This is a genomic window from uncultured Slackia sp., assembly GCF_944321625.1.
Taxonomy (GTDB): Bacteria; Actinomycetota; Coriobacteriia; order Coriobacteriales; family Eggerthellaceae; genus Slackia.
Genome location: NZ_CALUMA010000025.1, coordinates 1 through 23,756, shown reverse-complemented (window position 1 = coordinate 23,756; position 23,756 = coordinate 1). Strand labels below are relative to the sequence as shown.

Below are 23,756 nucleotides of genomic sequence, written 5' to 3'. Positions count from 1 at the left end.
GATGGACTCCACGCCCGGCAGCATCTCCTCGGCGCCGCGCAGGTGCGCCACCGTCTCGATCTCGCCGGAATCCACGCGCAGAGCCTCAAGCAGCAAGCCCTCGCCGTAGCCGGTCACCGTGGCGTGGCCGATGGTCACACGCGATTTGCCCTGGTCATCCGTCGGCAGCGCGGCATACATCTCGGCCAGCGCCTTCTTGGCGGTGCCCAGCACGTCGCCCTTGTTGTTGGCGTAGTAGCTCCAAAGCAGCGCTCCGTCCTCGGCGATGAGGGCCGCCTTGAACGTGGTGGAGCCCGCGTCGCTGCCCAGGTAGGCCACGCCCTCGTATTCTGCCAGGTTGCCGCGCTTGACCTTCTCCTTGTCGTGGCGGGCCTTGAATTCCTCGAAATCCTGCTCGTTCTCAAACAGCGGAGGCAGACGCACGACCTCGGAGCCCTGAATGTCACCCAAGTTGCGCAGGCGCTCCAGCACGTCGGACAGAAGCTCGGGCTTGGACGTCTTGCCGCACAGGGCAGCACCGCTCGCCACAAACAGGTGGGCATTTGCGGGGCGAATGGCGTGCTCGTCGTCCAGGTTCAGCGTCTCGCAGAAGCGTTTGTCCAGTTCAGAGAGGTACTCGAGCGGGCCGCCCAGCAAGGCCACATTGCCGCGGATGGGACGGCCGCACGCCAGGCCCGAGATGGTCTGCGTGACCACGGCCTGGAAGATGGACACCGCGATGTCCTCCTTGCGCGCACCCTCGTTGAGCAGCGGCTGCACGTCGGTCTTGGCGAACACGCCGCAACGGCTGGCGATGGGATAGATGGTCTCGTAGCTCTTGGCGAGCTCGTTCAAACCGCCCGCGTCGGTGTCGAGCAGGGCCGCCATCTGGTCGATGAACGCGCCCGTGCCGCCGGCGCAGGTACCGTTCATGCGCTGTTCGATGCCGTTGTCGAAGTAGATAATCTTGGCATCCTCACCGCCCAGCTCGATCACGACGTCGGTCTGCGGGATGAACGTTTCCACGGCGGTCTTGGAGGCAATGACCTCCTGGACGAAGTCGATGCCCAGCCACTGGGCCAAGAGCAGGCCGCCCGAACCCGTGATGGCGATGGTCATGGGGGTGTCGGGGAACTTCTGGGCCGCCTCCTCGGTCACCTCCACGATGGTCGCGCGGATGTCGGCGTGATGGCGCTTGTAGCACGAATACATGATCTGGTTGTCGTCGTCGAGCACGGCCACCTTGACGGTGGTGGAACCCACGTCCACGCCGATGTGGAGCGGAGCTGCGGATGCAGCGCTTGCGGCGGCAGTAGCCTTTGCCGCGGCGTCGGCATCCACCGTGGTCACGACCGGCTCGGTGCCCGTGGGTTCGTCGGCGGCGTTCGCGGCGGTTTGGGCCTCCCCGCTCGCCTGCGCGATGCCTTCGAGGGTCTTCTCTTCGCTCATCGTTTCGTTCTCCTTACACTGCTCGCCCGCCGGGCGAATCCTTCGTTGCTCAATATGCAATGGCCTCAATCGGCCGGAATGGTCATAATCCAATGGCTCGCGAATCAAGCCGCTTTTCGCGAAAGACAGGGCCCCGCGCCAAAACGCAAAGCCTGACGCAAACAAGACGCAAAGCCCGCCGCTCGCATCGCGAACTCACATTTTAATGGCCTCACCTGGCTTAATGAAAAACAGACGCATAGCCACGAGCGCCATCTCCTCGGAGCTTTCGCGCATGCCGGTTTTAATCCACTGGTCGATCACGCCCAGATACGCGCCGGCGAAATACGCGATGTAGTACCCCACGAATGCGTCATCGCTTTCGCGGTAGCGCTCATGCAGAAGCGAACGGATGAGCCCGCCGCACACCACCTCGCGTAGGCGCGGCCCGAACCGCGCATCGCCGCCGGGACCGAGCACCGCATGAAGGAAATCGCCCTCTTTGCGCAGATAGTCGAACAGCTCAACCAGCACGGGAAGGGGGCGCTTGCGCGCGCGGTATTTCAGCAGATCGCGGATTTCGAGCTCCTGCATCTTAGAGCGGAAGCCCTCCAGACTTGCCATCACTTCGTCCTCAAGCGCGGCAAGGAGATTGTCTTTATCCTTGAAGTGATTGTAGAACGTGCCCCGATTGAGGCCGGCGCGGGCGCAGAGATCGCCCACCGTAAAGCCGTCCAAGCCGCGCTCCTCCATAAGCTCGATGAGCGCCTCGCGCAGCGCCGCTTTCGAGCGCGCGATACGCGGGTCCAAAACGGGCGCGGAACACTCGTCGGCAGAAGCGGCATCACCGCTTGCAAGTGGGACGGGAGCCGTCTCGCGGCGAACCATCTTCGCACGGGAAACGGACAACGCGTGTGGCTGTTCGGACGCGACCGTTGCGGCATACAGAGCCGTAGCAGATGCCATCAGTTAGGTTTCCTTCCCCGCAGTGTTTACGCCATTTTGGGCTTTCCATCCCTATTGGATATTGCCATCCATCAGGCTTTTTGAACACTACGAACAATAATGAACACATTGTTCAATAGGCATATTGTACCCGCATAGGTAGCAGATGGCAAATCAAAGCTGCGCAAAGCAGATGCAAAACAAAACGCCCGTCTCATTCGAGATGGGCGTCTTGAAAACGCGTTAGCTGATTGTCTGTGACTGCACTACTTCACCGTCATCACAGGGATATCGGCGGAGTGGAGCACGCCGTAGCTCACGCTTCCGAGCATGCCACGCAGCGCTCCCAAACCGCGACGGCCCATCACGATCAGATCGCAGCCGTTCTTCTGCGCGTAATCCACGATGCCATCCGCAGGCGAAGGAGCCACGGCAACATCCACCACCGCTCGATCGCCCAGTTCGGCAATTGCATCGCCCACTTGTTCGCTCAGCGCCTGACGCTGCTGATCGAGCACGGAATCCACCAGATGCTTGTACTCTTCCTTCTCGGCGAGGAACATCGGCACGCCCGCAATCTGCTGCCCGCCGTCGGTACCGCTGACCGACTGCGCCACCGTGGACGCCGTCACGCTTACCACATACAGCTTCGCATCCGCATCCTCAAGCACCATGTCTTTGGCAACTTCAAGCGCACGGCGCGCATGGTCGGACCCATCGAACGGCACCATAATCTTCTTGAACATCAGTTTCTCGCTTTCTCGCACGGTGGCTTTCTCATACGTTCATTATAGAGTGATTGGAGCGTCCCTTCGCAAAGACCATCCTTGCCAAACGAAACATTCCCCCTACTCCCTATTTCGGCACGTCGCCCACCAGGGTACGCAGCTCTTCGCGGCTATGGATACCCAGCTTTTGATAGATGCGCCGCGTATGGGATTTGAGCGTGCCGTTGGCTATGCACAGCTCCTTTTCGATGGACACGGGGCTTTTACCCAGCGCCAACAGCTGGAACACCTCGCGCTCACGCGGGCTTAAATGGTGCATGTCAGCGAGTTCGTTGCAGCGAAGCACAAAAACACCCTGCGCGTCGCCTTCTGCCGCCAATCGATCAATGCCAAAAAACTCGAGCCCCCATCGCTCGTCTTTCGACCCAAACAGCAGAAACACGCTCGCAAGCACAACGAAACCCGTCAAAATGACTTCAGCGGTTTGCGAGTCGGGCGGAAGCGGAAGAACGCCTGCCACACCGGCCGCCGCGCAGGAATGCCCCGCAATCAGACCAATGGCAGAGAGCTCTTTGATGCCGCAAAGCACCAGCACCGATACCCCGTATCGATGCGAAATATCGCACATGAGCACAGTTATCAGGGTGAACATCATGCTGTAACCCAGCGACGAAAGGAAGCCCGAAACCGCATCGCCCAATGGAAGGGCAAGGAGCGCGAACAAAAGCCCGCACACGACCAAGGCAAAAGGCGCGCGGAAAATCAGCATGAAGTCGAGTTTCTCGGGAGAGAAATATGCAGCTATAAACACAATGAGCGCCGACACGAGTACGCCCAGCAGAAACATAGTCCCGTCGCCGCCGGGCGCCACCACCTCGCGCACGCCTATCACGAACTCATACACGCCAAGCACCAGAACGAGCTTCCAGGGGAATCGAACCTTTCCCCAGCTCTTTCGCGGCAAATCGCATTCCTGAATTAGAGGGAAGCCCGACCTCAAGCAAAGCGATGACGCAAGCGCGCACGCAATAAGAACCGCGGCCATGCGCGGCCCCTCAAGCCCGACGATAGCCCAGCCCAAAAGAGAACCGAAAAAGAATCCTCCCGCGATATACACCACTATCAGGAGCGAACCGAAACAACATTGAAGCTCAGACCATAACAAAATTGCGAGTGCCGACCCGAAACCACCCGCAATTGCCGCAACCAGAGCAAGCTCTATCACGCCAGTTGACTGCCACCCCCACAGGCAAAGAGCCGCCACCGACATCAGAGCGGCGGATGCCCATATGAATCCCTGGCGAAGATAGAGTGGCGCAAGTTTTCTCGCAAGCAAAATCGCAGCGACAAAAACGACGAGCATCGCCATCGAAAGCACGTCCTGCCCGGCCCAGGCGCCAAGCGGCAATGCGCTCCCGAGATAGTAGAAAAACGCATCGTTACATGCCCTCGCGAACGCAAAGCCGAAAAACACTGGCGACAGATTGCGCAACAAGCGTAACCGCCTGTATCTGAGCGCATCGGCAGATGTCTGGCGGTCCTCAAACGATGGGGATTGTTTCGGATTGACAATCATGAGGCCGATTATACCAGCGCACACACAAGAAACGACTTTCCAGGAACACCAAGAAACCCCTGCCACCCTGCAAAACAGCGGGTTACACGCCCGGGTTACAAGGTTACCACTCCGATTTTCCCCAGGTGGATGGCAAGAACGCTTCACGACGGCATACTCGATCTCGCAAGGGAAAGCCCGGACGGATGGCGGCGCCAGACATCGATCTGGCACGAGCCAAAAGCCGCCGACCCGCCCGTATCGTCAAACCATCTAGGAGGGAACCCATGGAACTTGCATCCATCAGCCGCCGCAACTTTGTGAAAGCCGCCACCGTCGCCGGCGTTACCATTGCCGCCTTCAACCTGGTCGGCTGCGCTCCGGCGGAGCAAAAGCAAAGCGGCTACACCGCGGGCACCTACACGGGCACGGGCCACGGCAAGTTCGGCCCCGTGGTCGTGGAGACCACGTTCAGCGAGGACGCCATCACCGAGGTCAAGGTCACACAATCTGAGGAGTCCAAATTCATTGGCGATGCCGCCATCGAAAAGATTCCCGCCGCTATCGTCGAGCAGCAAGCGCTCGGCATCGACACCGTGACGGGCGCCACGCTTACGTCAAGCGCCATCATGACCGCCGTCGCCGACTGCGTGGAGCAGGCTGGTGGCAAACCGAGCGATTTGGAGAAAAATTATCAAACCCCCGAACCTTCTACCGCCGTGGAGGAAATCGAAGCCGATTTGGTCATTGCCGGCGCCGGCGGCTCGGGCATGGCGTGCGCTATCGCGGCAGCCCAGCTTGGCATCGGCAAGGTGGTCATGCTGGAAAAAAGCTGCACGATTGGCGGTAACGCCTTGGTTTCCGGCGGATATCTGGAATACGTGAACGCCCCCGACGATCTTCGCCCCGAGATGACCGACAGCAACCGCGCCGAGCTGGAAGAGCAGATCAAGGCCGCGCCTGAATTCATTCCCGCCGACGCTGTGAGCAAGATCGAAAGCGATTGGAAGGCTTGGCAGGAATCCGGTAACACGAAATGCTTCGACAGCCTTGAATTGCAGGCTCTGCAATACACGCTCCAGGGTGAAGGCAGCTATGCAGGCAACGTTCCGTTCTGCCAAAACATCGCTGAGGTGACCGATTGGCTCGCCGCCGACGGCGTTGACTTCGGCGAACTCGTTGGCATCGTCGGCTATTCATGGCCGCGTTGGACGCACCCCACCGAAGGCATGTGCGGTCAGGGCTACTTCCTGCACTACAACCGCCAACTTGACTCCGGCGAGTACGATATCCAGATTCTGCTGAACACACCGGCCACCAAGCTCATCACCGAAGGCGACAAGGTAATTGGCGTCACCGGCAAAGGCCCCGACGGCACCACCTATAACGTGACCTCAAAGCACGGTGTCGTACTGGCGACGGGCGGCTTCTCTGGCAGCCCTGAGATGCTCAAGAAATACAACACCTCGTGGCCTTTCGACAACATGGAGACCATCCCCACCACCAACACCTACGGGCATACGGGTGATGGCATCAACATGGCGCTTGAGCTGGGCGCGGGCGTAGGGGGCATGGACGACCAGATGCCCTTCCCCATGGCAGACGTCAAGAACTCCTCCGATGAGACCACCGTGGGCGATGACGTGGACATCCTGATGGTGAACAAGAACGGCGAGCGATTCATGGATGAGGTGCGCGACCGTTACTCGATGACCGCCGACATCATGGAGCAGCCCGATCAGATGATGTTCATGATCTCCGATGCCGACACCTGCCGCGCAGAAGGAGAGCTCAATCGCTACGGCCACAAGCTTCAGACGCTCATCGACGAGGGACAGCTTTACGTCGCCGACACCATCGAGGAGCTGGGCGAGAAGATGGGCGTGGACGTGAACACGTTCAAGGCCACGGTCGACCGCTACAACGAGATTTGCCGCGCCGGCGAGGACCCCGACTTCGGCCGTACGAGCTTCAGCGAGCTGAGCCCCATCGAGAACCCGCCGTTCTATGCATCGCCGCGCACCTGGGCCATGCACATCACCGTAGGCGGTCTGCTCTACGACGACAATTTCAACGTCACCACCGATGACGGCACTCCTATCGAAGGTCTCTACGCCGTAGGCGAGACCATCGTGGGATCGTCGGGCGTGGGCACCCAAGGTGAAGGCCTCGCGCTCGCTCGCATCCTGACCGCATAGCCAGCCCCTCAATTACCTTACCAAGTTCTTTTCGCATTGCGCCCGAGCCACCCTCCAGGCCCGGGCGCCTTTTGTTTAATTGGAAAGTGCACTGCGCATTCGGAAATGCCCCGAGCTTGCCCCGCCCCTCGCGCAAACCGACGCATTGCGCCCGTGGCCGATACGTCATGGCGTGTGCTGCACAACTCGCGTATCTTTATACGATTCCATGCACGCCTTCGCTTGTTAGGAGACATACATGCGCGTACTCGTCGTCAACGCAGGAAGCTCCTCGCTCAAGTGCCAGCTTATTGAAACCGACGGTAAATCGTCCCTCATGAAGTGCCTGGCCGAGAAAGTGGGCTCGGACGATGCTTTCATGAACGTATCGTTCTACCCCGATTTCGACAAAACCCGTTACAACGTGGGCGGCATGCGCGTGGAGCAGGTTTTGGCCAAGCTCTTGGACGTGCTGGAAGACGACCCCGAATCCCCCGTAAGCGGCCTCGAGCAGATAGACGCCGTGGGCAACCGCATCGTGGCAGGCGGCGAATTCTTCACGCGCGCCACGCTCATCGACGACGAGGCATGGGAAAACCTGCTCAAATGCGAAGAGCTCGCGCCCCTGCATAATCCGCCGGCGGATGCCTGCATCGCGCTCCTTCGCGAGCGCATGCCGCAGACTCCGCAGGTGGCGGTATTCGACACGGCATTCCACCAGACCATGCCGCCCAAGGCGTACATGTATCCGCTGCCCATGCGCTACTACGACGAATACCGCATCCGCCGCTACGGCGCACACGGCACCTCGCACCGCTACGCCGCGCAACAGGCGGCGAATCTGCTTGGCCGTCCCCTGCGCGATTTGGGCCTCATCACGTGCCATCTGGGAAGCGGCGGCTCCATCACCGCAGTGAACCACGGCAAGTCCATCGACACCACCATGGGCTTCACGCCGCTTGAAGGCCTGATGATGGGCACGAGAAGCGGCAGCATCGACCCCGCCATCATCACTTACATCATGCGCCGCGAGCACAAGACGTTCGACGAGATTGACGCGCTGCTCAACAAGCAGTCGGGCGTGTTGGGCATCTCCGGCGTGAGCAGCGACATGCGCGAGGTGCTGGAGGCGGCCGACGCGGGCAACCAGGACGCCGAGCTTGCCATCGACATGTACGTCTACAAGATTCAGAAGGCCATCGGCGGCTTCTACGCCACCATGACCCGCACCGACGCCGTGGTGATGACCGCCGGCATCGGCGAGAATTCAGCCGAGCTGCGCGAGCGGATTTTCGCGGGGCTTGCGCACATGGGCATGATCTTGGATAAAGACCGCAACAACGTGGAGGGCGCCATCGGCGTGAATCGCATCATCTCGATCGACGACTCCCCCATCAAGATATGCGTGGTCACCACCGACGAGGAAATCCGCATCGCGCGCGAGACCGACGCGCTGGTTTCGCGACTGTAGCTTGCAAGGAGCCTAGAACGAGCGATCCTCGTCAGATTCGCCCAGCATCTGCCGCAAGCGTTTCATGCCGCGCACACCACTTTTCTCATAAATGTGACGCATGTGGGTTTTAAACGTGCCTTCGGCAATGAACAATCTATCCTGTACCTCGCGCGACGAAAGGCCCTGGGCCACCAGGGCCAGCACTTCTTCTTCGCGCGCCGTGAGCGAATGCGCCTTCGCAAAATCGTGGCATCGTCGCTCAATGAGCTCCGCCTCGCGCAACATCTCAGGCGCATCGTCCTCGGCGAGCCGTATGCCCCACCGCTCGAACAGCGTGCGATCCGCCAATGTGGCGTACCCCATTAGCAGCAACAGCGCGGCAATCGCCACATACGTGATGGCCGCAACAAACGATCCATATGCCGGGTAGCTTGCCATAAAATTTGAAGCGGCTTGGCCGAGCAGGCCGAATACGTTCGTTGCCGCGTAGGCAGCCGAAAACGCGACGATGGGCACGCCCGACCGCTTGCTCATGTCATAGAACATGAACGATATGATGAGGGTCGCCAAGCCAAACGCCGCCGCAATCAAAACGTCCGCGACAAAGCCGACGATAAACCCATGGAGCGAAACAAGAACGAACCCACAGATCATCAATAGCACGGGAGCTCCGTAGAGAATTCGGAAGCTCACCTTGCTCGAAAAGAACGCGACCCACGCCACCGCGACGATGCCAACCGCAGCGTTCACGAATGACGAGTACCTTCCGACGCCGGGCGTTAAGCTCGACTGATGGAGGCCATAGACAAACGCATACGCCGCAAGGAGCACAAGCAGCACCCATGGAATGTTGAAGCGCGGAAAATCGGCCTTCGGACGCAGCTGGGGCGGCACCAGACTCAAGCCGTTCACGCACAACCCCACCGCGATAAGAGGCAATAGGACGAGGGCGACCGAGGTTTTCTCCAGGCCGACATCGGTCAAAAAGAAAGTAAGCACGAACCCCAAAACGGGCGACAGCGCCAAATACATCATCACGTTGCGCAAAGGCTGCGTTGCCAACACCTCGGCGTTATACAGGCAAAACGTGAGGAATCCTGCACCGCCAGCAACGGACGACACCACGTGGGCAACGTGCGCATTCATGGGCCCGGCCTCACCCAAAATAAACGCAATGGAAGACGCCTCCATCAGACAAAAGGGAACCGCCCACGCTCCCGCGCGCGCCGTCACAGGAACGATACGTCTGAGCGCCGCCAATGCGACAAAGGCGCAAATCACGTACGCAATATCGAACAGGACGCTCCCGTACGTTGCACCATAGCCTTTCGAAAGAGGGTCGGCGAACAAAATGGCGAGCCAGGCGCGAGCGAACGCAAGTCCCATAAATGACAGCACAAGCCTATCACCCGCAGCGCGCGGCTTTGAGAAACCTTGATGCATTGCCGCCAGCATGAGCCCTCCCCTCTCATGAATCGAGTCGATTTTCGCAAATCAGGAAATTACCCGAGCCATCATAATGGAAACACGGCAAACCTTGGCGCGAAGTCAGTAAACCCCACAATGCAAAACGGGCATCGCCGGAGGGGGAAAGCGATGCCCGTCTAAACATGCCCAAAGCTTGGTCCGGCGCTTCAAAGGAGGGAAGGAGATGACGCCGGAAAATTCCGCTGGGCTGAGAGTTGGTTGCAAAAGGCTGATGCGACGCCTACCGCAAGGAGAACTACAGACTCGCCACGTAGCGACCGGTCACATAGCCCGTAGTGATGGCGCGGCCGACAGAAAGGCCCAAAACATCGAGCGGGTAGTCCACGCCGCCGAAGAAGCAGCCGGAAGTATTGCCCGCCGCGAACAAACCCTGAATGGGAGCCTGGTTCTCGTCGAGGCACTGACCGTTCTCGTCGATAATCAGGCCGCCCAGGATAGCCGGAACGGTGGTGCCGCCACGGGAAACCGCATACAGGGTTTCGCCTTCGATGGGCACCATGTACTTAGCCGCCTTGCCAAAGTCCTCGTCGGAACCCGCATCGCACAGCTCGTTGTAGCGATCGATGGTCTCCTGCACAACGGCCGCATCGATGGGGTCGATCTTGTATTCCTTTTCGGTGCAAAAGTCGTTGATTGCCTGCACCAGCTCCTCGACGGAATTGCCCGACAGCAGGTCATCGTTGGTAATCTCGCCGGCGCCGCCTGTAATGGACATGTTCAGCGGGTCCTCAGCAATCCACTCGGTCGCGTAGTCGTGCCACTTCTCGGGCAGAATGGTGAAGAAGTGACCGGCATTCATATTGGCAAAACCGGCCTCCGCCAGGAACTGGCGCTGGAAGTTGTTAATGTAGGCAGTGCGCATGGGGCCTTCGCACATGAAGCGCTCGCCCTTGGGGCTGATGTTGAGGAAAGGCACATCCACGCGAGCCTTGGCGCCTTCGTGCACCATCTTGGCATGCACGGGAGGCTCGATGACGGCGCCCGCCCACACGCCCATCATGAGCGCGCTGCCGTCGCGATTCTCCATGCTAGCACCGAAACCCTTGAGGTCGGGGCACAGGTACTCGCGCATCTCCATGTTGCCCGAGTAGTCGCCCGCGGCAAGGATAACGCCCTTGGCCGCCTTGAACAGAATCACCTGATCGTCGGCGTTGCGACAAATGACACCCGTCACCGCATCGCCCTCTTTGTAAAGCTGCACAGCAGGAGTGTCATAGAAGAACTCGGCACCGTCCTGCGCGAGACCCTCGGCGATGGCGGTAGCGGCAGTATTGTTAGCCCCATCAATGTGGAAATAGGTGTTAGCATGCAATTGAACGTCATATCCATGCAGATTCAACGTGCTATCGAACAGGACGTTTTCCACACCGCCCTCTTCTGCCGCCGCAGCCCACCACTGCAGCGCCTCGGAAGAGTTTTGCGCCCACACGTTGATGAGCTTACGGTCGGAGCGGTAGTCGGACTTCTCCATCAGGTACGAGATGCAGGCCTGCACGCCGGCAGGGCTCGTCTTCTCAAGGTCAACGTAGCCACCCATGTTGCCGGACGTATTCACCACACTCGTGTTCTGTACGCATGCCACATGGGCACCGCCCTCAAGCGCCGTATGCACGGCAGCCAGGCCAGCTAGGCCCGCCCCAACAACAACCACGTCGTATTCCTTGGTCTCATCAAACTCGGTGATGGGCTCGGGTTGAAGCATGCACTCGGGCACGGCAAAAGGACCGTCCTGAACGGAAGCTGCAGCATCCGAGGCGCCTGCCGATCCGCCCTCGGACGCCGTCTTCGGAGCACAGCTCGAAAGAGCCGCAGCACCGAGAGCGCCAGCACCCATGATTCCGCCCATGCGCAGAAGCGCGCGGCGGCTAATTCCCTGCTCGAAACTCATATGTTCCTCCTTCTCGTGTGACGCAGTGGGATTGGTCGTCCCTGCGTTTTGACGAGACGGATTCTGCCTTTTGCGACCCTTGCGCACATCACCCCGGACGCAGTTTCTCGGATGAAATGCATCATCCTACGTATAAACTTTTAGCATCTCATCTGCGATAATATCTGTCGCCAGTATAAAAACGGCCTTATTGGCTAACTTTCGAGTTCCTCGGTATGAAAACAGCCTTAAATGCGGGGACCGGGAGGAGTTGAAAGCAGCCATATCGGATATTGTTAAAATATGAGCAGCTATTTTAATAATAATTTGACTCTCTCGTGTCCAAGAGGACTGATGGGAACCGCATCAGACCACGCACATAAGGCGATTTTAGGAAACCACCCTCTACTTTTTAGCCAATAGCTTGTTTTTTATACCGACCATTTGCAACCGACCGTTTGCAAACCTCAATTCTAAGAGCATCTCACGTATTTGCCTGCACACGCACTGCGATTTCGCCAGACGCGTCCGCAGAGATAAGCTTTTGAGCGCCCGATCAGAGATGCCCGACCATCCAGCATGGGGCAAAATTCCCACCTCGCTCCCGTCACGTAAAATCGAGCGAAATTATCACCATGCGCCGTGCTGCAAATTCTTTTGAGAATTTATACTATACGGTATAAGTTCGCGGCATCTTTCACGTGCGTGCATAGAGCGATCACCCTGCCGGAACGGGCTGCCTTCTCGCGTCCTGCAGCTATTGCGCGAAATCGCGTGCCTATGCGCCGCAGATGCCGCACCCTGCCGCCCCGCGCAAAGGACGTGAGCCTATGTACACAAGCTTGGTATCGCACACCCCCAAGATAAACCAGCAGCTTGCGCGCTACGGAGTGAAGTTCGGCATCTATAAGAACGGCGTGTTCAACGAGCGCCTGTTCCCCTTCGACGCCGTGCCGCGCATCATCGAGGCGGACGCGTGGGACGAACTCGAACGCGGCCTCATCCAGCGTGTGGACGCCCTGAACGCCTACCTTAAGGACCTCTACGGCGCGAAGCAGATCATCAAGGACGGCGTAGTTCCCAGCGACTTCGCCTTCGCATCCAGCGGGTATTTGCCCCAATGCGAAGGCATCACCCCGCCGCGCGGCATCTACAGCCACATCTCGGGCATCGACCTGGTAGAGGGCCAGAACGGCGAGTGGTATGTGCTGGAAGACAACCTGCGCATCCCCTCGGGCGCATCGTATCCTCTGGTGGCACGCACGCTGTGCCGTCGCTGCGATGCCGAGACCTTCCGCGGCGGCCCCATGCGCGACAACCGCGATTACGGCGAGCGCCTGCGCCGCGTGATGGATGCCGTCAACTGCGGCGGCATCAATGTGGTGCTCACGCCGGGCCGCTTCAACTCCGCCTATTTCGAGCACTCCTATCTGGCCGAAAAGGCCGGCGCCGTGCTGGCCGAGCCCAGCGAGCTCTTCGTGGAAAACGAGAAGCTCTACTTCCGCGATGCCGCCGCCAACCGCCGCGTGGGCACGGTATACCGCCGCTTGTCGGACGAGTTCCTCGACCCGCTGTGCTTCAACCCCGAAAGCCTGATCGGCGTGCCCAACCTGATGAGCGCCTACCGCGCAGGCAACGTTGCCATCGTGAACGCACCCGGCAACGGCGCAGCAGATGACAAGGGCATCTATTACTTCGTGCCCAAGATGGTCGAGTACTACCTGGGCGAGAAGCCTATCCTCAAAAATGCGCCTACTTACCTGCCGTTCTATCCCGACGACATGACGTACGTCATGGACAACGCCGAGAAGCTGGTCATCAAGGACGTGGCCGAGGCGGGTGGCTACGGCGTAGTGTTCGGCTGCGACCTCGAACCGCAGGCGCTCGGCGCGCTCAAGGATTCCATCCGCCGCGAACCGCGCCGCTTCATCGCCCAGGAGGTCATCGACTTCAAGTGCCTCCCCACCTACATCGGCGGGGAGTTCGTCCCGCGCAAGGCCGACCTGCGCGCCTTCGTCCTGTCGGGCGAACACACCGAAGTCTGGCCGAGCGGCCTGACGCGATACGCGCGCGAAGCCGGCTCGAGCGTCGTCAATTCGTCCCAAGGAGGGGGGTTCAAGGACACATGGGTTCTCTCTCGCTAGAAAAGGTCGACCACCTGCTGTGGCTTGGCCGTTACGTTGAGCGCACTTACACCACTATGCGCTTCATCATCTCAACCTACGATGCCGCCCTCGATTCCACGGAGGGCAACTGGAAGGGCCAGCTTGAGGAGCTGGGCTTCAACGAGCAGACCGACGATCCCATCGAGTTTTTCAACGACTGCCTGTTCAACAAAGCCAACACCTCGTCCATCGCGCACGCCATGGATGCGGCGTACGGGAACGCCGTCACTCTGCGCGACGTCATAGGCACCGAAAGCATCGCATACGTGCAGATGGCCGTGAACAGCATCGAGGCGGCCGAAGCCTCCGACGCGCCGCTTTTGGATTTGCAGCTGGTGTTTGACGACATCATGGCGTTCAAGGGCTGCGTGGACGACTATGTGGCCGATGATGCCGCGCGCAACATCATCAAGTGCGGCATTAGCATCGAACGCCTCGATCTGTACACGCGCCTGGCATACCACCTGGATCGTCTGCCGCAAGAAACGCACAAGCTGGCAAGCCGCATCGACCGCATCGGCGTGCCTTACGACAAGGCCCATTTTAAGGCCGTGGTGGACGCGGTGTTTGCGCCCGATTTCCCCGAAGGCGCCACATACGAGAAACTCGGGGCGCTGCTGGTGCACATCGCGGGCATCTTCAAATAGGGAGCGCCTATGAAGATTCTTTCATTCACGTTCGAAACGGCGCTGAACTTTAGCGAGCCGGTGCGCGAACACAGCTTCGTGCTGCGCTGTTTGCCCAAGAACACGCCCAGCCAAACCGTGATGGACAGCCAGGTCATCATAGCGCCGCGCACGCCCGTGGCCAACCAGACGGATGGCTTTGGCAATCGTCTGCAAATCGGGCGCATCGAGGCAGCGCACGATGAGTTCTCGTTCATTTCGACGGGGCTCGTGGTGGTTGATGCGGCGGATTGCGATGGCGAAGAGGGCTGGGGCGCCACGGAAGCCCCAGTTGCAGACGGGTCATCTGTCGCAAGCGGATCATCTGCTGCAGGCTGGTCATCCAGCATGAGCGGGCCATCCGGCTCGCTTGCCCACCCCATATACGCCAATCCCTCGACGTTTGCCGCAGCCGATGCCGCCATGCGCGCGTTCGCCCAGGAGGCCTCCACGGAAGCAAGCGGGCCGTGGAGCATCGCGCAAGCGCTTTCGCATGCCGTGCACGAACGCCTCGCCTACGTGAAGGACGTAACCGACGTGTCCACCACGGCTTCTCAGGCGTTCGCCCTGGGAAGCGGCGTGTGCCAGGACTTTGCGCACGTGCTGATTGCCCTGCTACGATCGCTGGGCATTCCCGCGCGCTACGTGAACGGCCTCATCGTGGGCGAAGGCGCCACGCATGCCTGGGTGGAAATGCACGACGGCACGCGCTGGCGAGGCATAGACCCCACGCACGACCGTCCCATCGACGACACCTACATCGTGCTCTCGCATGGGCGCGATTTCGCCGACTGCGCCATCGAATCGGGCGTTTTCCGCGGCGGTGCACGCCAGGACCAACGCGTTGCCGTGCAGGTGTTCGACCAGGCGTCTCAGCAGTAAACAAACGCCCATTCGGCTGCCCATGCCGCAGCAGCTCGCCGCCCCATTGTCAGAGCTCCCCGGCGCCGGATGCAATCGCTCGCCCGGCGACCCAAATTCAACCCGACGCTTCTACGCAGACAGGGCCCATCGCCCCCTTCGTCTGCGCAAAACGTCGGGTTGAATGCGTCAGGTGCGTAAATACAGCGCGCCGGGCGCATCGTCTCCACATGCGCGAACTATAATCGAACCCGCGTTCGCAACGTGCGAACGATAGAAGGGACCATTTTGATTGAAACCGTGTTTTCGGCGGAGCTCCCCGTGGGCGAGCATCTGCTCATTCAAAAGAACCGCATTGTGGGCACCGGAGGTCCGGGGCCGCGCATCGCGATCGTCACCGGCGTGCATGGGGACGAGCTCGAAGGGCAATACGTGGCCTTTGAGCTGGCCCGTCGCCTGAAATCCGCACTCCATCTGCTCAGCGGCACCGTAGACATCTACCCTGCGGTAAATCCCCTGGGCATCAACTCCATCCAGCGCGGCATGCCGCTGTTCGACCTCGACCTGAACCGAACCTTCCCGGGCAACGGCAACGGCCCCATGGCCGAAACCATGACCGCCGCCGTTATGGACGACATCCGCGGAGCTGACGTGTGCGTCGACATCCACGCCAGCAACATTTTCCTGCGCGAAATGCCCCAGGTGCGCATTAACGAGCTTTCCGCCGATCAGCTTGTGCCGCTGGCTCCCCTGCTCAACGTCGATTTCGTTTGGGTTCATGCGTCGGCAACGGTGCTTGAGAGCACGCTGGCATATTCGCTCAACTCCGCAGGCACGCCCACGCTCGTAGTCGAGGCCGGCGTTGGCATGCGCATCACCGAAGAATACGGGCGTCGCCTGACCGATGGCATCTTACGGCTGGCGGCGCATCTTGGCGCATGGAAAGGCGATTTCTACAGCGCGCCCGAACCCATCGTCTCGCATGACGGAGAAGTGAGCTACCTCAACGCCGAACATGCGGGCATCTTCCTGCCGCGCGCGAAGCATGCGACGGTGCTGCACGAAGGCGAAGTGGTGGGCATCATCGCCGACCCGCTTTCGGGCGACGTGGTGGAGGAAGTGCGTTCGCCGCGTGCCGGCCTGCTGTTCACGCTGCGCGCCTACCCCATAGTGTACCCCGGCTCTCTTCTGGCCCGCATCCTGGGAGACATCCAATGAGAAAGACTACCCTGTTCACCCTTGACACCCCCTATCGCGAGCCGCTTTCGATATGCGCCGCCGAGTTTGGCGCGCCGGATGCTCCTCGCAGCATCGCCGTGGTGGGATCGACCCGCGGAAACGAAATACAGCAGACGTTCATCTGCGCGCAGCTCATCGAGCGCCTGAGCGCCGCCGAAGAGCGCGGGCTTTTGGCGCAGGACGCGCGCATTCTGGTGATTCCCTCGGCTAACCCCTTCTCGATGAATATCGGAGAGCGCTTCTGGCCCGTTGACCACACCGACATCAACCGCATGTTTCCCGGCTATGACGCCGGAGAAACCACGCAGCGCATTGCGGCAGGCCTGTTCGAGGCCGTGAAAGACTGCGACTTCGGCATTTCGCTGGGAAGCTACTATTTGCCCGGCGACTTCCTCACGCACGTGCGCGTGACGCATGCAAACGCCATCAGCGACGAATCGCTCCAGTTGGCGGATGCATTCGGGTTTCCCTATGTGGTGTCGCGCACGCCCAGCTCGTTCGACACCACCACGCTCAACTACAACTGGCAGGTTTGGAACACCCATGCATTCACGGTGCTCGCCAAAGAGACCGACACCATCAACCAGCGCACTGCCACCTACGTGCAAAACGGCATCCTGCGCTTCATGAACGCGATGGGGTTTGTGCAAAGCCGCTCTATGGGCGGCTCGTTGGCCGTACACATTGATGAATCAGACCTGGTGGACGTGCGGTCGGAGAGCGCCGGCGGGTTTTTCCTGCGCAACGTGGAATCGGGCGAGCGCGTGGTTGAAGGGCAGACGCTCGCGGTGGTGGCAGACGGCTTCGACGGTCATGTGCGTGAAACCCTGCGCGCGCCCGTGACCGGATACGTGTTCTTCAGCCACACCGCTCCGCTTATCAACCAGTACACCATCGCATTCAAGCTGGTGCCCGAGGTGGCATAGCCCAAACCGAAAGGCCGGTCCGGGGCGAATCGGGCGCAAAGCGGAGCAAAGTCGCAAGTGAGAGCCCAACAGCAGAATGATCATGGGCGGATCCCATACCCAGGCATCAACGGCGTTTATCGCCTCGACAATCGCATCCACAAGACGGCTCCTCTCTCTTCGCGCACGCGAAGCGCCCTTCGGTACATCGATTGTCCTGCGTATGGATTTCTAATCTGTTGCAGTAGAGTGCTAAAGCGCTATAGGCTGGCGAACGGCAGGGTCCTGAAGGGCCGAACGCGCGAGCGAATTGGCACGCGAACGAGTCGGCTCATGGCTCAAGCGCCTTCTAGGACGCAGCGGAGCGCCCCTACCACGATTCGTTGTCGCGACGGTTTGATTCGTCGAGAGGCACCATGTCCAAGCGCAGCGTTTGCTCGACGAGCTTCATCAGCGTTTCGTCGGAAATGTCGGGCTTGAGTTTCATGAGCCCCACCAAGCCAAAGATGAGCATGCAAAACGTCTCGTAGACGAACTCTATTTCCACCTTGTGATAGGCGGCGTATTCCGTGACGATATGCGCATCTATACAGTCGACCGTCTCTCGCACGGCGCGCACGCCAAACGCGTCGCGCACTCCCAGCTCCTCCAGCACGCGCGCCATAGGGCGCGGCGACCCGTCCACCCCGTACAGCGCGCGCCGCATCGCAGCGACGCACTTGCGCAACGACCCCAGGGTGTCTCCGAACTTGCGCGACTCGTTCCACACGATCGCGCTTTCCACCAGGTCTTCAATGTAATCGTCAAGCACCGCCTCAGTGATGGCGCGCTTATTGGCGAAATAGTAGTACACCAGCTCGCGCGTAATGCCCGCCTCGGCGGCGATGTCTTTCACGGTGGTGGCCGCCACGCCGCGCGTTTCGTAGAGCTTGCGCGCGGCCTGCATGATTTCGCCCGCCTGCCCGCCGAGACGCTTGCTCTCGGAAAGCGAACGCGCACGCCGGCGCGCGGCGTTCGTGTCGCCGCCCTCGCGCGCTGGGCCTCCCAGCGCCTCGCGGCGCCACTGCTCCGTAAGCCCGGCGCAAAGCGGCGCCGACGAGTGCGACCCTTCGGCATGCGCGCGCTCTCCACCGAAACGCATATCCGCATCAGCCGGATGAACAACCCGCCCCTTATTGGACGCAATCGCCATAACGCATTCCCTCCACGCACAACAAAGCTGCCCGCATCTGCCTGCGGGCAGCTTCATTATATAGAGGAAACGCACGACGTGGCGTAAGCATTCAGCGTCAGAGCCAGGCCCTCCGTCTATTCGTTCTCCTCCTTCACGCGGGCATACGCCTTGGTGTCGGAATAGATTTCATCTTTCAGGGGATTGAGCTTGCGTGTGCGGATGCGATACAGCTGCCACGCAGCCAGCGCCACGTTGCTCAAAAGCGCCAACAAACTTACAATGAAGAACGCCGTGGGGTTGTGCGTGGTGGGAATAGGCGCCAACACGTCGGCGAACTGAGGCACCGTCATGATGAACATGATCCATAGAGCAAGCGTTTGAGCACGATGCTGCAGCCACGCCCCTCGCTTGATGAAAAAGGTGGGGATGGTGCAAGCCAGGAGCAGCGCGAGGCCGCAGTATGCCGAATGGTCGGAAATGCAGTTGTAGGTGTAGGCGAAGTTCCACAGATCGTAGGCAATGATCCACGCCCAAATCATGTCAGGCCAGATCATGTCGCGTGTGCGGTCCTTCGAAATGATGATGCCGAACCATCCGCAAATGGTGAGGATGTTCAAGATGCCGGCAATGCCGTTCATGATGTTCCACGGGCCCGATATGGTCCAGAGGTTCTCGACCACGCCGCCTTGCCACAGGCCAAAGCTGTATACCTGGAAATCGCGAATGACCGCCTCGGCTATGTTGACAGCAAGAATCAGAGGCGGAAAGCACAGCGCCCAGCGCTTTTCGTACAAATGATGGATGCGTCCGTCCTTGCCGCGCCACTTCACAAAACGCAGCGCCATGAAACCAAGGCAGCCGGCAAGCGCCGAATAGGTTTTCACCCAGTTAAACCACGTTCCCGTGCCGTACTCGTTGCCCGGAGCGGCGGTTGTAGGCCACACGAATATGGTCATAAGCACAGGCACCACTGCGAAAAGGGCGATGCCGGCCCAAGGCTTCACGCGGCCCAATTCATTGAACGCCATCAAGGCGAACAGCACGAACAGCCAAATCGCCCAATAGATCGGCTCCCCCGCCTGATACAGAATGCCCATGACATCCCCTTCCTCTCGGCGAGCGCACAAAACGCCCGAAGCCAAACGCGCCCGCATTGCGGCGACCGCGGCAGAAGCGGGCCTTCCTAAGGCGAAGTATACGGGCGCATCGCGAGCAAGTCTTTACACTTAAGGCCGTTTTGTAAAGACCGAAAAACAGCGCGGTGATACACTTGAGACATTGGCGCACAGAAAACAAAACCGCACGTCACAGTGCGTTTTGCGGCCTGTTGCGTGGCGGTACGGCACAAGCTGGAACACCCACGGTTCGCCCGCATTCACCGGACGCAATCCACGGGCAGGGCAATTGCCGTAGCCGAACCGTTCGAACGCAATCCAGGCCCGCATGAATGCGCCGCAAGGAGAATCGCTTCGCGCAGCTGTGCGATGAGCGCGCTCGGCGTTCGCCGCATGCCGCGGGGCAGCAGCGAGAGGGGGTCATCATGACCGTTCCCGTTTGGGTCACGCCTATTTCCATGGCCGTCTACATTGTTCTGCTCCTGCTTCTCACCGAATTCATGCGCACGCACTACCGCACGTCGATGTGGGTGTGGGTGGTGTCGCTTATCACCGTGCCGCTGTGGATCATCAACATTCCGGGCGACGACTGGTTCCGCTGGGCCAAAAACCTCTCAGTCATCCTGCCTCTCATTTTTGCCGGCATAGGCCGCATCGCAGCCGTTGAGAACAAGGACACACCGTTTTGGCGCACGATGCGCAAGCGATGGGTGCGCTGGGTGCTCTACGGCATAGTCTTTTGCAACATCGCCGAAGCCACGCTGCGAGACTTCGAGATGGGCAACGTCATGAACGCCATGGCAGGCCTCATCCTGTGCATCACCATGCCGTTCGGCGACAAATACTGGAAATACGACACGTCGAGCCACGGCGAAATCCTGTCTTACACCGTGCCCATGTGGAACTTCCTCTACACCACGTGGAACGCCTGCTTCGTGTACGCCGAGGGGCATGCATACTTCGCCAGCACGTGCTGCATCCTTGCGGCCGCCGAGCTCTACCCCATCATCAAGCGGAGGCCCGAGCTCTATATCACCGGACGAATCTATACACTGGGCGCTCACCTGTTGCTGCGCAGCTGCTTCCCGGCGCTGTTCCCCACCATCATGAACTCTGAGGCGTGGTTCAATCCCGACGTGATGTTCTGGTGGGGCGCCATCAACGGCATTCTTGGTCTGCCGTTCGTGTTCTGGTACTGCTACCAGCTGCACATGGGCAAGGCTGACGTGACCTTCCGCCGCGGCATAGCACGCGAGAAGTATCTGGAAGGCCGCGCCAACGGCACGATAGACGAGTACGGCGATCCGGTAGAGCCCGCCGGAAGACCCGCTTAGCCCAAACTAAGGCGGCTACGCTGCCAAACGTATGCAACGGAAAGAAGCCTGTAGTCATGGGACGCATGCGCAGCCTGGTATGAGGTGCTTATAGATCGACCTCATACCAGGATTCGAGCGTAAGATCGTTCACGCGTTTGAACTCGCTATCATCATTCGTGACGAGCACGGCCCCGCAAGCGCGAGCGGTAGCGGCAATGAGGTAATCGTTCGGACCTATAGGGGTTCCCTTGCTCTCCAGCTCGGCGCGGATGCGCGCGTATTCAATGGAGCACGCAGAGTCAAACGGAACAATCTCAAAGGGGAGCAGAAACGACTCCACAAGCAGCCGATTCCTTTCTGCATCCCGGCTCTTTTCGGCGCCGAGGCGCAACTCCGCCGCAACAACAGCGGGAATGCCAAAAAGACGCGGGTCGCTCTTCCGCAGAACCTCATAGCCAAGAGGAAGGCGACCCCGCATGAAATCTATGCAGACACACGAATCGAGCATGTAGCGAACCATGACCCGCCCCCTAATCATCAAAAGACCCGCGAGGGGTGTCCGAAGCAAAATCGAGCTCTTGCGGAAGTTCGAACGTCTCATCGCAAAGCGCCCCATAGGTTCCCCAAAACGAATCGGGCCATAAGGCAGCCGGCTGCTCGCCGATCTGGCGGCGTGCGTAGCGCGACAACGACATGCCCTCATTCTTCGCCCGACTGCGCAGTTGCTCCATGGCGGCATCATCGAGGTAAAGCGAAAGCTGCGGCATAACCTCCCCCTTTCGTTCAACCATAAACAAGTATATGTACAAGTATACTTTTATGATAGGAAAATCGCAATGAACGACACGATTATCACCGTGAGCAAGCTCGTCGCATGCGCGTTCGTTCATCGCGCCAACAAACGCATGACTACGCAAGCATGCCGAATTGACCGGAGAAAGCATCGGGGAATGCAAGCGGGCGGCCCGAAGACCGCCCGCAATTACGCTTCCGAATGAGAAACTTCTGCGCATACAGCTCTCATGACGCTACGCACGCGCCTCCTGGGTCGCAAGCATCTGCATGATGGCGGGGGCGCCCACGTAAAGCCGCTGCGCGCCCGCATCATCCACCGTGAGCAGCGTGGGTGCCGTCATCACGCCGAGCTTAGCAACCAGTTCCTCATTCTGCGAAGCCAGTAGCTCCTTGTACTTAATGCCCGCCTGCGCAAGCAGAGGCTTCATGCGCTTGCAGTTGGGGCACGTCTCGGTGGTGATCAGGTACGCACCCGCCGGTAACGCGCCGTCCTTCTGCACTGCATGCGCGGCATGCTCGTTGAGAATCGCAGCGGCATCCTCGGAGATGAAGCCCACGTTCTTAGCGGCTCCGGCCTGCCCCTCGGCCTCTTCCGCATCGCCCGCATACCCGCAGCGGCACCCCGCCGCCTCGCGCGCGCTCACGTCCATGTGCGAATGCTCCACGTCGTACACCGTACGGTCATTGTACTCCTGGGCCTTGCCGTCATTCCAGTTCTTCACCGGACGATAGTAGCCCGTGATGCGGCTGTACACCTCGGCCTCCTCGCCGCACTTGGGGCACGTCCACTGCTCGCCCGCCAGGTACCCATGGTTCTTGCACACGGAATACGTGGGGCTCAGCGTGTAATACGGCAGGCGGTAGTTCTCGGCGATAGTACGCACCAGACGCGCCGCGGCCTTCCAATCGGGCAGCTTCTCGCCAAGGAACGCATGGAACACGGTGCCAGAGGTGTAAAGCGTCTGTAACTCGTCCTGCACGTCGAGCGCGCTGAAGATGTCCTCGGTGTAGCCCACCGGCAGATGCGAGCTGTTGGTGTAGTACGGCGTGCCGTTCTCGTTGGCCGTGATGATGTCGGGGTACTGCTCCTTGTCGTGCTTGGCCAAACGATACGACGTGCTCTCGGCCGGCGTTGCCTCAAGGTTGTACAGATCGCCGTATTTCTCCTGGTAGATGACCAGGCGCTCGCGCATGTGATTCAGCACGTCACGGGCAAACGTCTGCGCGCGCTCGTCGGTCATGTCGCACTGCAGCCACTTCGCGTTGAGCGCCGCCTCGTTCATGCCCACCAGGCCAATGGTGGAGAAGTGGTTGTCGAACGTGCCCAGGTAGCGCTTGGTATAGGGATAGAGGCCCGCATCCAGCAACTTGGTGATCACGGTGCGCTTGGTCTTGAGCGAACGCGCGGAAATGTCCATCATGTGGTCCAGGCGACGATAGAAATCGGCCTCGTCGGTGGCCAGATACGCCAGGCGCGGCATGTTGATGGTGACCACGCCCACGCTGCCCGTGCTCTCGCCGCTGCCGAAGAATCCGCCGGACTTCTTGCGCAGTTCGCGCAGGTCAAGGCGCAGGCGGCAGCACATGCTGCGCACGTCGGAAGGCTCCATGTCGGAGTTGATGTAGTTGCTGAAATACGGCGTGCCGTATTTGGACGTCATCTCGAACAGCAGGCGATTGTTCTCGGTGTCGCTCCAGTCGAAATCACGCGTGATGGAATACGTGGGGATGGGGTACTGGAACCCACGGCCCTCGGCGTCGCCCTCAATCATAATTTCGATGAACGCCTTGTTGACCATGTCCATCTCTTTCTGGCAGTCCTTATATTTGCAGTCCTGCTCCTTGCCGCCCACAATGGCGGGCAGGTTCTCCAGGTCCTTGGGCACCGTCCAGTCCAGGGT

The 23,756-nt window shown here is 59.9% G+C and carries 19 protein-coding genes; 8 read left to right on the top strand and 11 right to left on the bottom strand.

Translation table 11 applies throughout. From position 1 onward, the window contains the following. From Q0J60_RS02220 to Q0J60_RS02205, 4 genes are all read right to left on the bottom strand, one after another. The coding region (locus tag Q0J60_RS02220) for a BadF/BadG/BcrA/BcrD ATPase family protein (protein ID WP_294438593.1) at positions 1-1,428 on the bottom strand (1,428 nt) is incomplete at its 3' end. A gap of 195 nt (positions 1,429-1,623) precedes the next feature. Continuing rightward, the gene (locus Q0J60_RS02215; protein ID WP_367178765.1) at positions 1,624-2,373 is read right to left on the bottom strand and encodes a TetR/AcrR family transcriptional regulator; all 750 of its coding nucleotides are present in this window, start codon (positions 2,371-2,373) and stop codon (positions 1,624-1,626) included. A gap of 245 nt (positions 2,374-2,618) precedes the next feature. Beyond that, positions 2,619-3,098 (bottom strand): universal stress protein, encoded by a 480-nt coding sequence (locus tag Q0J60_RS02210; protein ID WP_294438592.1) that lies wholly within the window; start codon positions 3,096-3,098, stop codon positions 2,619-2,621. A gap of 109 nt (positions 3,099-3,207) precedes the next feature. Then, entirely contained in the window at positions 3,208-4,044 is an 837-nt protein-coding gene (locus Q0J60_RS02205; protein ID WP_294438591.1) for a helix-turn-helix transcriptional regulator, read from the bottom strand. An 878-nt stretch (positions 4,045-4,922) separates the two neighbouring features. On the opposite strand from Q0J60_RS02205, the gene Q0J60_RS02200 reads away from it, so the two are divergent. Both Q0J60_RS02200 and Q0J60_RS02195 read left to right on the top strand, forming a co-directional pair. After that, positions 4,923-6,833 carry an FAD-dependent oxidoreductase gene (locus tag Q0J60_RS02200; RefSeq protein WP_294438590.1) on the top strand — a complete coding sequence of 637 codons (1,911 nt, stop codon included), beginning with the start codon at positions 4,923-4,925 and terminating at the stop codon, positions 6,831-6,833. Positions 6,834-7,071: 238 nt separating this feature from the next. Further along, on the top strand, positions 7,072-8,283 hold the full coding sequence (locus Q0J60_RS02195) for an acetate/propionate family kinase (protein WP_294438589.1): 1,212 nt from the start codon (positions 7,072-7,074) through the stop codon (positions 8,281-8,283). A gap of 12 nt (positions 8,284-8,295) precedes the next feature. On the opposite strand, the gene Q0J60_RS02190 is transcribed toward Q0J60_RS02195, so the two are convergent. Both Q0J60_RS02190 and Q0J60_RS02185 read right to left on the bottom strand, forming a co-directional pair. After that, on the bottom strand, positions 8,296-9,651 hold the full coding sequence (locus tag Q0J60_RS02190) for a LuxR C-terminal-related transcriptional regulator (protein ID WP_294438588.1): 1,356 nt from the start codon (positions 9,649-9,651) through the stop codon (positions 8,296-8,298). A 337-nt stretch (positions 9,652-9,988) separates the two neighbouring features. Further along, positions 9,989-11,641, bottom strand: coding sequence for an FAD-dependent oxidoreductase (locus Q0J60_RS02185; protein WP_294438587.1), 1,653 nt, complete (start codon positions 11,639-11,641; stop codon positions 9,989-9,991). A gap of 809 nt (positions 11,642-12,450) precedes the next feature. Between Q0J60_RS02185 and Q0J60_RS02180 the strand changes: the two genes are divergently transcribed. From Q0J60_RS02180 to Q0J60_RS02160, 5 genes are all read left to right on the top strand, one after another. Next, the gene (locus tag Q0J60_RS02180; RefSeq protein ID WP_294438586.1) at positions 12,451-13,764 is read left to right on the top strand and encodes a circularly permuted type 2 ATP-grasp protein; all 1,314 of its coding nucleotides are present in this window, start codon (positions 12,451-12,453) and stop codon (positions 13,762-13,764) included. After that, positions 13,746-14,432 carry an alpha-E domain-containing protein gene (locus Q0J60_RS02175; RefSeq protein WP_294438585.1) on the top strand — a complete coding sequence of 229 codons (687 nt, stop codon included), beginning with the start codon at positions 13,746-13,748 and terminating at the stop codon, positions 14,430-14,432. Before Q0J60_RS02180 ends, Q0J60_RS02175 begins: the two co-directional genes overlap by 19 nt. 9 nt (positions 14,433-14,441) lie before the next feature. Beyond that, on the top strand, positions 14,442-15,332 hold the full coding sequence (locus tag Q0J60_RS02170; protein ID WP_294438584.1) for a transglutaminase family protein: 891 nt from the start codon (positions 14,442-14,444) through the stop codon (positions 15,330-15,332). Between the two features lie 267 nt (positions 15,333-15,599). Next, entirely contained in the window at positions 15,600-16,529 is a 930-nt protein-coding gene (locus Q0J60_RS02165) for a M14 family metallopeptidase (RefSeq protein ID WP_123209490.1), read from the top strand. After that, positions 16,526-17,476, top strand: coding sequence for a succinylglutamate desuccinylase/aspartoacylase family protein (locus tag Q0J60_RS02160; RefSeq protein ID WP_294438582.1), 951 nt, complete (start codon positions 16,526-16,528; stop codon positions 17,474-17,476). Before Q0J60_RS02165 ends, Q0J60_RS02160 begins: the two co-directional genes overlap by 4 nt. Positions 17,477-17,825: 349 nt before the next feature. Here Q0J60_RS02160 and Q0J60_RS02155 read toward each other — a convergent pair whose 3' ends face one another. After that, complete coding sequence (locus tag Q0J60_RS02155; RefSeq protein ID WP_294438581.1) at positions 17,826-18,647, bottom strand: TetR/AcrR family transcriptional regulator; 822 nt, start codon at positions 18,645-18,647, stop codon at positions 17,826-17,828. A 116-nt stretch (positions 18,648-18,763) separates the two neighbouring features. After that, the gene (locus Q0J60_RS02150) at positions 18,764-19,726 is read right to left on the bottom strand and encodes a DUF5692 family protein (RefSeq protein ID WP_294438580.1); all 963 of its coding nucleotides are present in this window, start codon (positions 19,724-19,726) and stop codon (positions 18,764-18,766) included. A gap of 443 nt (positions 19,727-20,169) precedes the next feature. On the opposite strand from Q0J60_RS02150, the gene Q0J60_RS02145 reads away from it, so the two are divergent. Further along, entirely contained in the window at positions 20,170-21,078 is a 909-nt protein-coding gene (locus Q0J60_RS02145) for a hypothetical protein (RefSeq protein WP_294438579.1), read from the top strand. Between the two features lie 88 nt (positions 21,079-21,166). Here Q0J60_RS02145 and Q0J60_RS02140 read toward each other — a convergent pair whose 3' ends face one another. From Q0J60_RS02140 to Q0J60_RS02130, 3 genes are all read right to left on the bottom strand, one after another. Further along, positions 21,167-21,568 (bottom strand): type II toxin-antitoxin system VapC family toxin, encoded by a 402-nt coding sequence (locus Q0J60_RS02140; protein WP_294438594.1) that lies wholly within the window; start codon positions 21,566-21,568, stop codon positions 21,167-21,169. Positions 21,569-21,590: 22 nt separating this feature from the next. Beyond that, entirely contained in the window at positions 21,591-21,827 is a 237-nt protein-coding gene (locus Q0J60_RS02135; protein ID WP_273123591.1) for an antitoxin, read from the bottom strand. A gap of 261 nt (positions 21,828-22,088) precedes the next feature. Next, positions 22,089-23,756: ribonucleoside triphosphate reductase (locus Q0J60_RS02130; RefSeq protein ID WP_294438576.1), on the bottom strand; the 1,668-nt coding region annotated here is incomplete at its 5' end.

Coding starts and splice junctions, on each gene's coding strand:
- Q0J60_RS02190 (WP_294438588.1), bottom strand. CDS start 9,651: ATGGGACTTGCGTTCGCTCGCGCCTGGCTCGCCATTTTGTTCGCCGAC.
- Q0J60_RS02170 (WP_294438584.1), top strand. CDS start 14,442: ATGAAGATTCTTTCATTCACGTTCGAAACGGCGCTGAACTTTAGCGAG.
- Q0J60_RS02155 (WP_294438581.1), bottom strand. CDS start 18,647: ATGGCGATTGCGTCCAATAAGGGGCGGGTTGTTCATCCGGCTGATGCG.
- Q0J60_RS02215 (WP_367178765.1), bottom strand. CDS start 2,373: ATGGCATCTGCTACGGCTCTGTATGCCGCAACGGTCGCGTCCGAACAG.
- Q0J60_RS02210 (WP_294438592.1), bottom strand. CDS start 3,098: ATGTTCAAGAAGATTATGGTGCCGTTCGATGGGTCCGACCATGCGCGC.
- Q0J60_RS02180 (WP_294438586.1), top strand. CDS start 12,451: ATGTACACAAGCTTGGTATCGCACACCCCCAAGATAAACCAGCAGCTT.
- Q0J60_RS02175 (WP_294438585.1), top strand. CDS start 13,746: ATGGGTTCTCTCTCGCTAGAAAAGGTCGACCACCTGCTGTGGCTTGGC.
- Q0J60_RS02200 (WP_294438590.1), top strand. CDS start 4,923: ATGGAACTTGCATCCATCAGCCGCCGCAACTTTGTGAAAGCCGCCACC.
- Q0J60_RS02185 (WP_294438587.1), bottom strand. CDS start 11,641: ATGAGTTTCGAGCAGGGAATTAGCCGCCGCGCGCTTCTGCGCATGGGC.
- Q0J60_RS02140 (WP_294438594.1), bottom strand. CDS start 21,568: ATGCTCGATTCGTGTGTCTGCATAGATTTCATGCGGGGTCGCCTTCCT.
- Q0J60_RS02195 (WP_294438589.1), top strand. CDS start 7,072: ATGCGCGTACTCGTCGTCAACGCAGGAAGCTCCTCGCTCAAGTGCCAG.
- Q0J60_RS02150 (WP_294438580.1), bottom strand. CDS start 19,726: ATGGGCATTCTGTATCAGGCGGGGGAGCCGATCTATTGGGCGATTTGG.
- Q0J60_RS02145 (WP_294438579.1), top strand. CDS start 20,170: ATGACCGTTCCCGTTTGGGTCACGCCTATTTCCATGGCCGTCTACATT.
- Q0J60_RS02160 (WP_294438582.1), top strand. CDS start 16,526: ATGAGAAAGACTACCCTGTTCACCCTTGACACCCCCTATCGCGAGCCG.
- Q0J60_RS02135 (WP_273123591.1), bottom strand. CDS start 21,827: ATGCCGCAGCTTTCGCTTTACCTCGATGATGCCGCCATGGAGCAACTG.